Origin of the sequence: Saccharomonospora azurea NA-128, from assembly GCF_000231055.2 — a bacterium.
GTDB lineage: Bacteria > Actinomycetota > Actinomycetes > Mycobacteriales > Pseudonocardiaceae > Saccharomonospora > Saccharomonospora azurea.
Genome location: NZ_CM001466.1, coordinates 2,884,977 through 2,899,767, shown reverse-complemented (window position 1 = coordinate 2,899,767; position 14,791 = coordinate 2,884,977). Strand labels below are relative to the sequence as shown.

Here is a 14,791-nt window from a genome sequence, read left to right as displayed (position 1 = left end):
CCGGGCGGAGGCCGCCGCACCGGCGCTCGTGGCGACCGTCGGTGCGGGCGCGACCGGGGTCGTGGTCGGCGGAGGGCTCGCGTGGTTGTTCACGGCGTCGATGCCGGTGGTGACACCGTGGGCGCTGGCACCCGTGGTGCTGGGCGCCGGTACCGCGCTGATCGCCGCGTCCGTGTGCGTGCCCGCGTTGAGACGGGTGAGTGCCGAACCACTCTCCGACGACTGACGTCGGGTTCGCGAGCACGGTGGGGTCGCCTGTGGAACCGGGCGGCCCCACCGCGCGCTACGGCAGCTTCTCGAAGATCAGGTCGCGACTCTCGCGGCCCTCGCCGCGGGCCCGGTGCTCGAACTTCGTCACCGGGCGGAAGTCCGGCCTCGGTGCCCAGCCGTCGTAGCGGTTGCGCAGGGTGGGCTCGGCCGAACACACGTCGAGCATCTGCTCGGCGTAGTCCTCCCAGTCGGTGGCCAGGTGCAGGGTGGCCCCCGGTTCCATCCGCGACGCCACCAGCGACACGAACGAGGGCTCGACGAGCCTGCGCTTGTGGTGGCGCTTCTTCGGCCAGGGGTCGGGGTAGAAGATCCGCACCGCCGACAGCGACTCCGGCGCCACGTGGTGGGTGAGCAGCACGACGGCGTCGCCGTGGAGCAGTCGCAGGTTCTCGACGCCCAGCTGCTCGGCGCGCAACATCAGCTGGCCGAGCCCGGCCTCGTAGACCTCCACGGCGACGTAGTTGACCTCGGGCGCGGCCGCGGCCAGCTGCGAGGTCGCCTCGCCCATGCCGGAACCGATCTCCAGCACGACCGGGGCCTGCCTGCCGAACCACTCGGCGAAGTCGATCGGCCCCTCCGGCAGGTCCGACACCGCCCGGCCCCACGACGGCCACAGCCGCTCCCAGGCTCGTTGCTGGCCCGCCGTCATCCGCCCGCCGCGCTTGACGTAACTGACGACGCTGCGCAGTCTCGGCTGGTGCTCGCTTCCCACGAGCCGCACGATAGCCGTGCGATCCGGATCTCAGCGAAGCGCCTCGAACTCCACCACCAACGCCGCCAACCCGGCGGGCCCCGCCACCGCCACCGGTTGTGGCGGCAGGCCGACGTGAGCGGGCAGGACGTCGATCCAGCCGTCGTGCCGGTCGGTGGCCGAAACGGTGGTCGGAAAACCGTGACCCGAAACGGCGATCTCGGAAGGCAGGAATTCCCAGTAACCCGATTCCCCGTCCGACGCCCACGGGACGAATTCCCAACCACTGCGTTCCGACAGGAACGCGTGAATGCGATCTTCGATGCGGAAACCGTCGGCTCGGGAGGCGAGTCGCCCCGACGCGACGGCACGCAACCACCACGGTGCCGGAACAGGCCGCGACGAGCGAATCTTCCGGTAGAGCCTCAGGACGTCCGACTCCTCGGCGCGGTGAATCCACGCGTGGCGGGATTCCGCGGGAGAGGCCGCCGTCGGCGGTTGAAATACCTGTTCAAGGGCCTGTGCCCATTCGAGTTCCGCCATCGGCTGGACTTGGAGGGGAATTCGTATCGCCGTCAAGGGGCACCTCCGGGCTGTTCCTGACGCCGAGGTACCCACTATGGCGCCTCGGCACGTGCCGAAACCGGTTGAGTGGGCGCACTCACAACCATTTTACCGGCAATTAACCCGGTCGGGCGCGAAAAACGGGGCCGCGGACGCCGAGCGCGCCCACGACCCCGTTCGATCCCGTCAGGCGTCGCGCTTGTTCGTGGTCACGATCGCCACGATCAGCAGCACGAGCGCGAAGCCCGCGAAGTATGCCAGTGCCCAGCCCGGGCTGAGCGGCGACGTCGACAGGGGCGGCCCCGCGAACTCCAGCCCGCCGTTCGACTCGCCGTTGCCGGTCAGGAACTTGTGCGCCACGTTGAACGGCAGCCACTCGTAGATGTCGGCCCCGACCTTCGGGATGAGCTGCACCAGGCCCTCGACGGCCAGGGTGTAGATCATCAGCAGCGAGATGGCGCCCGCGCTGTGCCGCACGAGCAGTCCCACGGCCACCGCGATCACCGCCGCGATCGCGTACACCACGCCCACGCCGGCGACGTTCACGATGTCGGCGGTGCTGTTGAGCGCCAGGTCGTAGTCCGGTGCGAGCAGCAGCGACAGGCCCCACGACGAGAACGCCGTGAGCTCGCCGATGATCAGCGCGAGCAGTGCCACGACGGTGGCCTTGGCCGCCAGCACCGCGGTGCGGTTGGGCACCGCCTGGAACGTGGTCCGGATGGTGTTGAACCGGTACTCGGTCGTCACCGACAGCGCGCCGAGCACCATGATGACGGCGAGCCCCATCTGGTAGCCGTACTGCGTGGTGGCGACGCTCGCCGGGAACTCCGGGGTGGCGTTGCCGACCACGAGAGCCGTGAAGGAACCGGCCAGCACGATGCTGGCCACCGCACACCACCACGGTGACCGGGTGGTGAGCAACTTGATGCGTTCGACCGCGAGCAGTGTCATCGTCCTTGCCTCGTCAGTGGGTCGGTCAGGCGGCGGTGGGGGCGGATTCGGTGGCCGTGGCGTCGGCGTGGTACTCGACGGCGTCGCCCGTGATGTGCATGAAGGCCTCTTCGAGCGAACCCTGCTGAGGACTCAGCTCGTGCAGCACGGCGTTGTTCTCGTACGCGAGCTCGCCGATGCGGTCGCTGTCCAGACCGGACACCAGCAACCCGTCGTCGGTGTCGGTCACCTCGGCGCCCTGCTCGCGCAGGACCTTGCCGAGCACGTCCAGCTGCGGGCTGCGCACCTTCACGCTCGTCCCGGAGGCGCGCGCGACGAACTCCTCCGTGCTGCTCTGCGCGATGAGCCTGCCCCGGCCCACGACGACGAGTTCGGAGGCGGTCAGTGCCATCTCCGACAGCAGGTGGCTGGAGACGAAGACGGTGCGGCCCTCACCGGCGAGGCGTTGCATGAACTGGCGGATCCAGAGGATGCCCTCCGGGTCCAGACCGTTCACCGGCTCGTCGAACAGCAGCACCTCGGGGTCGCCCAGCAGCGCGGCGGCGATGCCGAGGCGCTGCGACATGCCGAGCGAGAAGCCCCCGGCGCGGCGGTCGGCGACCGAGCTGAGGCCGACGGCCTCCAGCACCTCGTCGACGCGGCGGACGGGGATGCGGTTCGACCTCGCCATCCAGGTGAGGTGTGCGCGCGCCGACCGGTTGGGATGGACCCATTTGGCGTCCAGCAGGGCACCGACGGTCCGCAGTGGATCGCGCAGTTCCCGGTAGAGCTTGCCCCCGATGCGCACCTGCCCCGACGTGGGGTTGTCGAGTCCGAGGATCATGCGCATGGTCGTGGACTTGCCCGCGCCGTTCGGCCCGAGGAAGCCGGTGACCTTGCCCGGCGAAACGTTGAACGAGAGGTTGTCGACGGCGAGTGTTTTGCCGTATCGCTTCGTGAGGCCCTGTGCCTCGATCATCAGTTCTCCCTGGTCGCACCCGTGTCAGCCGCCATCATGCCCAGATCGGCACCAATGCCGCGTCGGGTATCCCCCTGACTCCGACCCTGATCCCGTGTCCGCGGCTCAGGGACGCGTGTCCGCGCTTCCCGCACGCGTGTCCGCACCTCCCGCACGCGAGCGGGGCTTGTCCCCGTTTTTGAATGCTGGTTCAATAACCGCATGGCACGACCCAGGACCGTGGACCGGCAGCGGCTGCTCGACGCCGCCGCCGTGGTCATCGCCAGGGAGGGACCGCACTTCACGCTCGCGGGTGTGGCGGCGGAGGCCGGGGTCTCGGTCGGCAGTGTGGCCGGGCGCTTCCGGTCGAAGCACGGCCTGCTCGTGGCGTTGAGCGAGGCCGCCACCGCGCGGACGGCCACGGTGCTGCGCGAGGCCGCCGAGGCGGCGCCGACCCCGCGGGAGGCCGTGCGGGAGGCCCTGGTGGCGCTGTACGCGGGCCTGGGAAATGCCGAGACCGCGGCCAACCACCTGGCCCAGCTGGGGGTGGACCTGGTCGACGCGACGTTGCGCGACCGGCTCGGCCGTCACTACGCCGCCGTGGAGGACGTCCTGTGCGAGCTGCTGACCGCGCGGGAGGGCAACGCCTGGGCGGGGCCGCCACCGCGGCAGGCGGTGCGCGTGCTGCTGGCCGTCGCGAACGGTGCGGCGATCGACTGGTCCGTCCGCCCACGCGGTGAGCTCGGCACGCGCCTGCGGGAGGACATCGACCTGATCACGAAGGGCTGGTGGGGGACTTGACCACGGCACGCGAAGGGCGCGCGCTGGACGGACGGATCGCGGTGGTCACGGGCGCGACCCGCGGATGCGGGCGTGCGATCGCGGTCGAACTCGGGCGCGCGGGCGCCACGGTGTTCGTCACGGGGCGTAGTACGCGGGGCAACGCCTCCGTGCTGGGCAGGCCGGAGACGATCGAGGAGACGGCGGAGCTCGTCGAGGCGGCGGGCGGTCGGGGCCTCCCGGTGCGCTGCGACTTCACGTCCGTCGCCGACGTGGACGTCCTCGCCGAGCGGGTCGCCGCGGAGGGTGGGCTCGACATCCTCGTCGACGACGTGTGGGGCGGTGATCGCTACGCCGACCACGCCTCGCCGTACTGGGAGTCGGACCTCGACGACGCCCTGACGCTCGTGCGCAACGGGCTCGACACCCACCTGATCGCGTTGCACCGGCTGCTCCCGCTGCTCGTGCGGCGTCCGGGAGGGCTGCTGGTGGAGGTCACCGACGGTGACGACGACACCGTGCACGGCGCGGCGCTGCCGTACTACCTCGTCAAGTGCGGGGTGCGGGCCATCGCGCGGGCCATGGCGCCCACACTCGTCGAGCACGGTGGCACGGCGCTCGCGGTGACGCCCGGGTTCCTGCGCTCGGAGGCGATGCTCGACCTCTTCGGCGTCACCGAGGAGACCTGGCGGGAGGCGGTCACCGACGAGCGGCCTGAGTTCGCCGTGTCGGAGACCCCGTACTACCTGGCGCGCGGGGTCGCGGCGTTGGCCGCGGACCCCGACGTGTCGCGGTTCGCCGGGCGGACCGTGGCGTCGTGGACGCTCGCCCGCACCTACGACCTGACCGACGTCGACGGCAGCAGGCCGGACTTCGGCCGCTACTACGCCGAGGTGTTCCAGGCGGGCCGTGATCCACTCACCACGGACCCCGCGCCGTACCGTTGACCCTCGCCCCGCGTGGGAGGATGCCTCCCGTGACGCAGGGGGCAACAGTGAGCACGACAGAGCAGGGCGGCAGGCTCGCGGGGCCGGTGGGGCCGCTGTCGGCGTCGGTGGCGAACCTGTGCCGGCGGCTGCAGCCGCAGGTGTCGCCGCGCACCGCGGCCGGGTTCGCCCAGGTGTTGCGACGGCTCGGGGCGCCGCTGCAGGTGGCGGTGGCCGGGCGGATCAAGTCGGGCAAGTCCACGCTGGTGAACGCGTTGATCGGCAGACGTGTCGCGCCCACCGACATCGGCGAGTGCACGCGCCTGGTCACCCGCTTCCAGTACGGCACGGTCGACCGGATCGAGGTGGTGTTCAAGGACGGCCGCAAGCAGGTGCTGCCGTTCGCGCCCGACGGTTCCATCCCGGCGGAGTTGGGCGTCGACATCGACACGGTCTCGCACATCGAGGCCTACCTGACCAACGCGGCGTTGCAGCACATGACCGTGATCGACACCCCGGGGCTCGGGTCGCTCGACGCCGCGTCGGTCGCTCGGACCGAACACCTCCTGAGCGCGGCGCGCACGGAGGGCGCCGAGGACGCCGACGGGGAGGACTGGTCGGACGGCGACGCGGACAGTGACGAGCTCGACGAGACGTCGCGCAACGCCGTGGCGGGCGCGGAGGCCGTGCTCTACGTGATGACGCAGGGCTTGCGGGCCGACGACGAGCAGGCGCTCGCGGCGTTCACCGCCGCCACCGCGAGCCGCGAGGCGGGCCCGGTCAACGCGATCGCGGTGCTGAACAAGGCCGACACGATCGTCGCGGAGACGGTGGAGGGCGCCGACGGGGACACCTGGCGCGCCGCGACGCTGTTGGCGCGCAAGCAGGCCGACCTGCTCAAGCCCAGGGTGGCGGACGTGCTGCCGGTGATCGGGCTCATCGCCGAGTCGGCGGAGTCGGGGCAGTTCACGTCGTCCGACGCCGACGCCCTGCGGCAGGTCGCCGAGCTCGACGACGACTCGCTCGAGGTCATGCTGCTGTCGGCCGACATGTTCACGAGCTGGGAGTGCGACGTCCCCGCCGGTGTGCGGGCGCGGCTGCTGGAGAAGCTCGACCTCTTCGGCATCCGGTGCGCGGTCGAGGCGGTGCGCGAGCAGCCCGACATCACGGCGGGCGCGTTGCGCCGGCTGCTGCTCGACGCCTCCGGGCTCGCGGCCGTGCGCGCGCGGTTGAACACGGTGTTCGCCGCGCGGGCCGACGGCATCAAGGCCGCGGCGGCGCTGGCGTCGGTCACGGCCCTGGCCCACGCGTCGGGCAACGCCGCCGAGCGGCAGCGCGTGCACGACGCGATCGAGGTCCTGCTCGCGAAGCCGGAGGCACACCAGCTGCGGGTGCTGGAGGCGTTGACCCTCGTGGCGTCGGGCGCGGTGGAGATGCCGGAGGACCTGACGGAGGAGGTGCTGCGCGTGGGCAGCAACGCCGACGTCGCGGCGCAGCTCGGCAAGTCCGGCGGGTCCCAGGCGGAGCTCGCGACGTACGCGCTGGAACGCGCGGGCTGGTGGCGGTCGTTCGCCTCGTTCGGCGCGACTCCGGCGCAGAGCCGTGTGGCCCACGTCGTCCACCGGGCATACTTCCTCATCTGGCAGCAACTGAGGGCGTCGGGAGACAACCGGTGAGCACGACGACGGCCGAGGGCGGTGGCGCCCGCGAGATCACGAGTGCGCTCGACGAGGACACCCCCACCGGGCGGCTCGGACCGAGTTGCTCCGATGGCGTGACTGTCGACGACGGGGGAACCGCACCGCGGCCGCGTGCGTCGGAACCGGGCGTGGAACCCGTGGGAGTAGCCGCACCGATCGATCACGAGCGGGCACTCGCTGATCGTCACGCGCTGATCCAGCTGTGCTTGTACGCGATGGACCGGGCCCGCAGCGGTGGGGTCGCGGAGCGTATCGAGCAGGGGCTCGCCGGTATCGGGGTGCACGCGATGCGGCCCGACGGCCAGCGTTTCGACCCGTCGCTGCACGAGGCGGGGGGAGCGGTGCCGACCGACGACGTCTCTCTCGAAGGCACCGTCGCCGAGACCGAGCTGGTGGGATTCGTGGACCACGACCGGCTGCTGCGGGCGCCGATCGTGACGGTCTACACCCGTCGGTGACGCGCGGCCGAACCGTCGTCGACGCGTCGGCGACGGCCCGGTGACCGGTGTGCGCCGACCGCCGAGTGAGCCACTGGATCGGGTGACACCGCGATAGGGTTCCGCCTCGTGAGCACGGCACCTTCCCTCGGTAAGCCCAGCCTGCCCGCGCAGGTGAAGAAAGCACGTGAGTCGCTGCTGGCGCTCTTGCGTGACCTCGACCCGCAGGCGGCGAAGTCGGTCGAGGACCAGCGTGGTGCGCGGACCGCGAAGCCGTCGGTCGTGGTGGTCGGCGAGACCAATCGAGGCAAGAGCTCCCTGGTCAACGCCCTGCTGGCGAAGCCGGGGCTGTCGCCGGTGGACGCCGAGGTCGCCACGTCGACCTACCTGGTGTTCGAGCACGCCGACGAGTGGCGGGCCCAGGCGTGCTACCCGGGCCAGCTGGCGCCGGTCGGGTTCGAGCTCGACGAGCTCGAACGGTGGGTCTCCGCGCGCCACGACCTGCCCGAGGGGCAGTTGCCGCCCCGCTACGTGGAGGTGAGCGGGCCGGTCCCGCTGCTGGAGCGCATCAGCGTCGTGGACACGCCCGGTGTCGGCGGCCTCGACTCCGCGCACGGCGAGTTGGCCATGGAAGCGGCGGCGGGAGCGACCGCGCTGCTGTTCGTGGTCGACGCGTCGGCGCCGTTCACCGCCCCCGAACTGCGCTTCCTCGCGACGATGGCCGACCGGGTCGAGACGGTGGTGTTCGCGCTGTCGAAGACCGACCAGTTCCGGGGGTGGCGCCAGATCCTCGACGCCGACCGCGAGCTGCTCGCCGAGCACGCCCCGAGGTTCGCCGACGCGCCCATCCATCCCGTGTCGGCGCGCATGTTCGAGCTCGCCGCCAAGGCACCGAACGAGCAGGCCGCGGCCATGCTGCGGCAGAAGTCCGGCGTGGCCGAGTTGCAGGGCGCGTTGCAGGAACTGCTGGTCGGACGCGCGGCCATGCTCGGTGAGGCGAACACGTTGCGGGCGTTGGCGAGTGCGCTGGGCGAGCAGGGTGCGCGGTTGGCGGCGCAGGAGCGTGCGCTGACCTCCGGGGAGTCGGAGGCGCGGGCGCTGCGGGAGCGCCGCGACCAGCTGGTGGCCGACCGGCGGTCCTCCACGAAGGGCTGGCAGCTGCGGATGCGCGGCGAGGTGCAGCGCGCGCGGGTGGAGCTCGGCCACGAGGTCAGCAGGCGGATGCGCGACGCGCAGACGCATTTCCGCCAGCGCATCGAGGCGGCCAACCGGGAGGAGCTGGCTTCGCTCGCTCCCCAGGTCGACGCCGCCCTGCAGTCGGTGTCGCAGCGGATGTCCGGGTTGCTGGCACAGCGCGTGACCCAGGTGACCGACGCCGTGCTGGCCGACCTGTTCTCGGCCGAGGAGCTGGCCGTCATCCGCGGTCAGCTGGCCCGCGGGGCGGGTGGACCGGCGGTCGTGTTGCGGCCCCCGGAGAAGCGGCCCCCGACAGCCGAGGACAAGCTGCTCGTCTTCATGGGCGTGTCCGGAGGGGCGGGTGCGGCCAAGCTCGTCGCGGCGCCGTTCGTGAGCGCCGCCCTGTTCACGCCGGTCGTGCTTCCGGCCACGATCGTGATCGGGCTGGGAGCCGGGTGGTGGATGGCGCGGACGCGCCGGCACGCGGCGGACAAGCAGCACGCCAAGCAGTGGCTGATCGAGTCGATCGCGGAAGCCCGTTCGACGCTCGACCAGCTCGTCGCCGAACAGCTCATCGAGGCCGAGCAGCAGCTCGCGCTCGCGTTGGACGACGCGCTGAGCCGGCGTATCGAGGCGATCGAGGCGGAGCTGAAGGAGCTCGACACCACGATCAAGCTCGACGAGAAGGAGCGGGCCCGCAAGCTCAGCCAGGTCAAACGCAGGGTCAAGGAGGTCGAGGAGGGCACTCGGCAGGCCGACGCGTTCCTGGGGCGGATCAGGGCGTTGCGCGACCGGCCTCGCCAGGGCTGAGTGGTCGGACCACCCCGGCGCGAGCCCACTGTGGCTCTTGGTTCGGGAACCGAAACTGCCTACGGTGAGTCGTAACGACAGACGAAGCACAGGAAGCCGTGCCCTGACGGAGGGGGAGCAACACCAGTGTGGGCTGAGGAGAGTGGCGGCACCGAGGGACCGGCCGACGACCTGTTGATCACCGTCGACGGCGAGGACTACTCGGCGCCCATCAACTACGACATCGACGAGGACGGGGTCGCCGACACCGCGGTCATCGAACACGCGGACGGTTCGCTGCAGGCGTTCGTCGACGAGGACGGTGACGGCGAGGCCGACGCGTACCTGGCGGTGGACGCGCAGGGGCGGACGACGGCGTTCGCCGAGTACGACGAGACGAGCGGCGACTGGGTCGGCGAGGAGTCTCCGGGGGGCACCGCGGGGGAGTCCGCCGACACGCAGGCGAGCACGGGCGGCAACATCACCGCCGAGTTCGGCGAGGGGGACGTCGAAGTCGGGCCGGCCACCGTGGACACCGACCAGGACGGCGTGAACGACACCGCGGTCGTCACCACGGACGACGGCACGACCATCGCGTTCACCGACATGGACGGCGACGGGGACGCCGACGTCGCGGTGGAGATCGACGAGCAGGGCAACGCGGTCACGTACGAGCACTCGGGCGACGGTGAGTGGATCGAGGTCGACAGCACCGGCCCGGTGGCGACGACCGAACCGGACAGCGCGTGGGGGCGGCCGGAGCCCCTGGAGGGCGTGGCCCGCATCGACTCGGTCACCGGGCAGTGGATCAGTCAGAACTGAGGCCGATCCGGCAGGAAAGCGACAAATACGATATGGACGGAAGGCTCGGTGCGAACGGCACCGAGCCTTTTTCGTACGGCCGTCGGGGCGCGCGCGGAAGCTCTTTCACACTTGCGCGATTCAGCGAAAACTGAATCGATTCCCTTATCGTTCCTGTGAGAGAGGCGACTCTCCGAAGGTCCTGTTCACCGGTGTCGGAGCGCTACTCTCGGGGCATCCCAAACGCCAGCACACCGCTCGACGGTGCGCTTTGAGCCATTCGGTCGCCGGCAACGGAGCCCGCATCCGGACGCGTGTGCCCTGCGTCTGTGTTGTGGGCTTTTGTCGTCGAAGACAGGAGTTGAGATGACTGCAGTAGCCATCCCCGGTCTTGAAAAGGCACCAACGACGCACAGCGGCGTGCTCTCCTGGGTGCGGGAGGTCGCCGAGCTCACCACGCCCGACCGCGTCGTGTGGGTGGACGGCTCCGACGAAGAGGCCGAGCGCATCAACGCGGAGCTCGTCGAGGCCGGGACGTTCGTGCCCCTGAGGGCCAAACCGAACTCGTACTGGGCGGCCTCCGACCCGAGCGACGTCGCCCGCGTCGAGGAGCGGACGTTCATCTGCTCCGAGCGCGAGGACGACGCCGGGCCCACCAACAACTGGATGGCGCCGGACGAGATGAAGGCGACCATGACCGAGCTCTACCGGGGCTGCATGCGTGGTCGCACGATGTACGTCATCCCCTTCTGCATGGGGCCGCTGGGGGCCGACGATCCCAAGCTGGGCATCGAGATCACCGACTTCGCCTACGTCGTGGCGTCCATGCGTGTCATGACCCGGATGGGCAAGGCCGCGCTGGACAAGTTCATCGCGCCCGACGGCACCGAGCGCGAGTTCGTGCCCGCGCTGCACTCCGTCGGCAAGCCGTTGGAGCCGGGCGAGAAGGACGTGCCCTGGCCCTGCAACGACACCAAGTACATCAGCCACTTCCCCGAGACCCGCACGATCTGGAGCTACGGTTCCGGCTACGGCGGCAACTCGCTGCTCGGCAAGAAGTGCTACTCGCTGCGCATCGCCTCGGTGATGGCGCGTGACGAGGGCTGGCTGGCCGAGCACATGCTGATCCTCAAGCTGATCTCCCCGGAGAACAAGGCGTACTACGTCGCGGCGGCGTTCCCCAGTGCCTGCGGCAAGACCAACCTGGCGATGCTGCAACCGACCATCCCGGGCTGGCGGGCCGAGACGCTCGGCGACGACATCGCGTGGATGCGATTCGGGGAGGACGGCAGGCTCTACGCCATCAACCCCGAGTTCGGGTTCTTCGGCGTCGCGCCGGGCACCGACAACCACACCAACCCGAACGCCATGAAGACCATCGAGAAGGGCAACACGGTGTTCACCAACGTGGCCCTGACCGACGACGGCGACGTGTGGTGGGAGGGCATGTCGAGCAAGCCCGAGCACCTGACCTCGTGGAAGGGCAAGGACTGGACGCCCGCCGACGGCGAGGCCGGCGAGCCCGCCGCGCACCCGAACTCGCGCTACTGCACCCCGATGTCGCAGTGCCCGATCCTCGCGCCGGAGTGGGACGACCCGAAGGGCGTGCCGATCTCGGCGATCCTGTTCGGTGGTCGCCGCGCGACGACGGTGCCGCTGGTGAACGAGGCTCGCGACTGGCAGCACGGTGTGTTCATGGGCGCCACGATGTCGTCGGAGAAGACGGCCGCCGCGGCGGGCAAGGTCGGCGAGGTGCGCCGCGACCCGATGGCGATGCTGCCGTTCCTCGGCTACCACGTCGGTGACTACTTCCAGCACTGGCTGGAGATCGGCAAGCACGCCGACAACGCGCAGCTGCCGCAGATCTTCTACGTCAACTGGTTCCGCCGGGGCGACGACCGCCGTTTCCTGTGGCCGGGCTTCTCCGAGAACTCGCGGGTCCTGAAGTGGATCATCGAGCGGATCGAGGGCAAGGCGTCCGCGCAGGAGACGCCGGTGGGCTTCGTGCCGCGCGCCGAGGACCTCGACCTCGACGGTCTCGACGAGCCGCTGGCCGACATCCAGGCCGCTCTCGACGTGAACCCCGACGAGTGGCGTCAGGAGATCCCGCTCATCGAGGAGTGGTTCGACAAGATCGGCCGGGACAAGATCCCGTCGGCACTGCTCGACGAGCTGGAGTCGATGAAGCAGCGTCTCGGCTGACTCGGCTGACTCGGCCGAGGTCGCGCCGAACCTGCCCGGAAGGCCGCCGTTCGCTCTGTGCGAAGGCGGCCTTCCGGCGTCTGCGGCTCCGTCACGTGGACGTGCCCACGACGCTCACTCGAACAGGCCGACGAGCTCGTCGACCGCCAGGTAGGCGAACAGGGCGAGGCACAGCGTGAGCAGCGTGTTCGACACCCAGCGAGACCGGCCCTGCGGCACCACGCGGCGGGAGTTCAGCAGCACCAGCAGCGTGCCCGCGAGGAACGGCATGAACAGCGCGCCCAGCGCACCGTAGGCCACGGTCAGCTGGAACGGCCGGTCGAGGAAGAGCAGTGCCATCGGCGGGAACGTCAACCACACGAGGTAGCCGCGGAACACGGGGCTGTGTTCGCCGGCCTTGCGCTCGTAGTCGTCGAGGTCGGCCTGCGCTTCTCCCTTCACGTGCCGGGGCAGCCGCCACGTGCGCCACCAGTCGGCGAACAGCAGGCTCACGCCGTTCCACACGCCGATCAGGGACGTGAACGACACGGCGAAGAAGCCGATGAGGAACGGGATGCGCGCCCACTGCCCGTAGTCCTGTGCGAGCGCGTCGCCCAGGTAGAGCAGGCCCGCGTCGCCGGACACGATCTCCTGGTTGAACAGCAGTTCCGAGCCGACGACGAGCATGGCGATCACGAACACGCCGGTGGTGACGTAGCCGACGGCGTTGTCGAGCCGCATCATGGGCATCCAGCGCGGCGTGTGCCAGCCCTTGGCGATGGTCCAGTAGCCGTACGCCGCCATGGTGATGGTGCCGCCGACCCCGCCGACCAGGCCGAGGACGTACACCAGCGACCCGTCGGGCAGCGAGGGCACGAGTCCCTTGCCCGCGTCGAGGAGGTTCGGCGCCACGAGCACCGCGGTGCCCACGACCGTCACGAACATGACGCCGACGAGCACCGTCATGATCTTCTCGATGACGGCGTAGCGCCCGAACCACACGAGCGCGAAACCGACGACTCCGCAGATCATCGCCCAGTACCGCACCGACAGGCCCGGCATGAGCGCGTTCAGCGGCAGCCCGGAGGCCGACATCGCGGTGGCGCCGTAGACGAAACCCCAGACGAGCGCGTAGGCGCCGAAGTAGACGAGCACCCACCGGCCGAGCGTCCGCCAGCCCGACAGCAGGGTCTGCCCGGAGGCGAGGTGCCAGCGGCCGACGGCCTCACCGAGCGCGAGTTTGAAGATCGTCCCCAGGAGCACTGCCCACAGCAGCGTGTACCCGTAGCGCGATCCCGCGACCATCGTGGCGACCAGGTCGCCCGCACCGACGCCGGTCGCCGCAGCCATGATGCCCGGCCCGATCTGGCGCAGGCGTTCCCGCCAACCCTGCGGGACATCGTTCGCCACGTCGTCGTGGCGCGTGTCGTTCGACATGCGGGCACGCTAGACCGCGGAGCGCGCGCTGCAAAGAACTAGTTCCGATCTTTCCGCGGTCGCTCCGATCACCGCGGGAGCGGGCTGCTCTTGACGCCCCGCAGCGAGGCCGTGACCGGCTTGTCGGTCTGCAGGTAGCACGTGAGGTTGGTGAACCCCTGCTTCCAGGCGCCCTCGTCGGGCCAGCGCCAGGCGGCCGCCACGTCGTCGCGTGGCGCGCCGAGGTAGTCGACGACGGCGTCGTCGCACGCCTCCTTCGCGGCGGCGTGGAAGTCCTGCTCGCTGGGGATGGGGTCGGAGCGCTCGCCCATCGGCACCAGCGCCACCGCCTCGCCACGGTGCGGCCGGTCGCACGGCGTCGGGGACGGCGACTCCTCCGAGGGCGCGGTCAGCGAACACAGGCGGTGGGCGTGGACGCCGTCACCGCGCAACGCGTTGCGGATCGAGCCGGTGCGCTGCTTCGCCTTGTTGGCCTTGTCGAGCTCGACGACGCCGCAGCGGTACCAGCGCTCGCCGCGGTCCCAGGCCTCCTCTCCCGCCCACAGCAGCCACGCGGACAGGGTGGTGAGGTCGAAGTCGGAGCTCCCGAGGTAGTCGGCGGCCTCCTGCCGGCAGGAGGGGAACACGGCGGCGAAGACCTCGTCGCGGCCGGGCGGCTCCTCGGCCATCGCGCCGCCGAACGACCCGCTCGCCGTGATCTCCACGGTGTGCGGGTCCTCGCAGTCGACGGGGGCGGGATCGTTGCCGTCGACGCACTGGCCCGGTGCCGCGATGCCGTCGTCCGTGGGCGCGGGTGTGTCCGACGGGGAGGTCGGGCTGGGCGACGGTGTCTCGGTGTGACCCGCCGCCGCGTGCGTGGTGGGTGGCGCGGCGGTGCCGTCCACCTCGGTGACGCACGACGTCACGGTCACCGCGACCATCAGCGCGGCCCCTGCGAGCACTAACCCCTGTCTGGACATCGAGACGACCCTACCGAGTGAGGTATTCCGACGACTCAATGTTGGCACCACTTCCCTGCGGCCCGTCCCTGAGGGCGGTCGTGTGGGACCTCGCGCGGTTGGACCGAGTGGTTCAGACCTGAAAAAGGACGAGACAGGTGACGACCTGGTCCGGACAATTGGAAACCCCGTGATGCTGCCAGGTCGGGGGTC

The 14,791-nt window shown here is 70.5% G+C and carries 14 protein-coding genes; 8 read left to right on the top strand and 6 right to left on the bottom strand.

Features of this window, described 5'->3' with window-relative positions; all coding sequences use genetic code 11:
* Positions 1-226 (top strand): hypothetical protein (locus SACAZDRAFT_RS23380; RefSeq protein ID WP_005442394.1); only part of this gene is annotated, 226 nt, incomplete at its 5' end.
* Positions 227-283: 57 nt separating this feature from the next.
* Here the strand turns inward: SACAZDRAFT_RS23380 and trmB are convergent.
* The 4 genes from trmB to SACAZDRAFT_RS13070 all read right to left on the bottom strand — a co-directional run bounded on the left by trmB (position 284) and on the right by SACAZDRAFT_RS13070 (position 3,434).
* Entirely contained in the window at positions 284-991 is a 708-nt protein-coding gene (gene trmB / locus SACAZDRAFT_RS13085) for a tRNA (guanosine(46)-N7)-methyltransferase TrmB (protein ID WP_005442393.1), read from the bottom strand.
* 21 nt (positions 992-1,012) lie between these two features.
* Entirely contained in the window at positions 1,013-1,540 is a 528-nt protein-coding gene (locus SACAZDRAFT_RS13080) for a hypothetical protein (protein ID WP_005442392.1), read from the bottom strand.
* Between the two features lie 171 nt (positions 1,541-1,711).
* Positions 1,712-2,476 carry an ABC transporter permease gene (locus SACAZDRAFT_RS13075; protein WP_005442391.1) on the bottom strand — a complete coding sequence of 255 codons (765 nt, stop codon included), beginning with the start codon at positions 2,474-2,476 and terminating at the stop codon, positions 1,712-1,714.
* A 25-nt stretch (positions 2,477-2,501) separates the two neighbouring features.
* The gene (locus SACAZDRAFT_RS13070) at positions 2,502-3,434 is read right to left on the bottom strand and encodes an ABC transporter ATP-binding protein (protein ID WP_005442390.1); all 933 of its coding nucleotides are present in this window, start codon (positions 3,432-3,434) and stop codon (positions 2,502-2,504) included.
* Between the two features lie 201 nt (positions 3,435-3,635).
* Between SACAZDRAFT_RS13070 and SACAZDRAFT_RS13065 the strand changes: the two genes are divergently transcribed.
* The 7 genes from SACAZDRAFT_RS13065 to SACAZDRAFT_RS13035 all read left to right on the top strand — a co-directional run bounded on the left by SACAZDRAFT_RS13065 (position 3,636) and on the right by SACAZDRAFT_RS13035 (position 12,224).
* Entirely contained in the window at positions 3,636-4,214 is a 579-nt protein-coding gene (locus SACAZDRAFT_RS13065) for a TetR/AcrR family transcriptional regulator (protein ID WP_005442389.1), read from the top strand.
* On the top strand, positions 4,202-5,140 hold the full coding sequence (locus SACAZDRAFT_RS13060) for an SDR family oxidoreductase (RefSeq protein ID WP_005442388.1): 939 nt from the start codon (positions 4,202-4,204) through the stop codon (positions 5,138-5,140). The genes SACAZDRAFT_RS13065 and SACAZDRAFT_RS13060 overlap by 13 nt, the downstream gene beginning before the upstream one ends.
* 20 nt (positions 5,141-5,160) lie before the next feature.
* On the top strand, positions 5,161-6,795 hold the full coding sequence (locus tag SACAZDRAFT_RS13055; RefSeq protein WP_037295231.1) for a dynamin family protein: 1,635 nt from the start codon (positions 5,161-5,163) through the stop codon (positions 6,793-6,795).
* A complete protein-coding gene (gene grpE / locus SACAZDRAFT_RS13050; RefSeq protein ID WP_005442385.1) occupies positions 6,792-7,277 on the top strand; it encodes a nucleotide exchange factor GrpE in 486 nt (161 codons plus the stop codon). The genes SACAZDRAFT_RS13055 and grpE overlap by 4 nt, the downstream gene beginning before the upstream one ends.
* A gap of 108 nt (positions 7,278-7,385) precedes the next feature.
* Entirely contained in the window at positions 7,386-9,242 is a 1,857-nt protein-coding gene (locus SACAZDRAFT_RS13045; RefSeq protein ID WP_005442383.1) for a dynamin family protein, read from the top strand.
* A gap of 126 nt (positions 9,243-9,368) precedes the next feature.
* Positions 9,369-10,043, top strand: coding sequence for a DUF6802 family protein (locus tag SACAZDRAFT_RS13040; RefSeq protein WP_005442381.1), 675 nt, complete (start codon positions 9,369-9,371; stop codon positions 10,041-10,043).
* 345 nt (positions 10,044-10,388) lie between these two features.
* A complete protein-coding gene (locus SACAZDRAFT_RS13035) occupies positions 10,389-12,224 on the top strand; it encodes a phosphoenolpyruvate carboxykinase (GTP) (RefSeq protein WP_005442379.1) in 1,836 nt (611 codons plus the stop codon).
* Between the two features lie 114 nt (positions 12,225-12,338).
* Here the strand turns inward: SACAZDRAFT_RS13035 and SACAZDRAFT_RS13030 are convergent, their stop codons facing one another.
* Both SACAZDRAFT_RS13030 and SACAZDRAFT_RS13025 read right to left on the bottom strand, forming a co-directional pair.
* Positions 12,339-13,640 (bottom strand): Nramp family divalent metal transporter, encoded by a 1,302-nt coding sequence (locus tag SACAZDRAFT_RS13030; protein WP_005442377.1) that lies wholly within the window; start codon positions 13,638-13,640, stop codon positions 12,339-12,341.
* A 68-nt stretch (positions 13,641-13,708) separates the two neighbouring features.
* Positions 13,709-14,599: a septum formation family protein gene (locus tag SACAZDRAFT_RS13025; RefSeq protein WP_005442376.1), complete on the bottom strand. Its 891-nt coding sequence runs from the start codon at positions 14,597-14,599 to the stop codon at positions 13,709-13,711.
* Between the last annotated feature and the right edge of the window lie 192 nt (positions 14,600-14,791).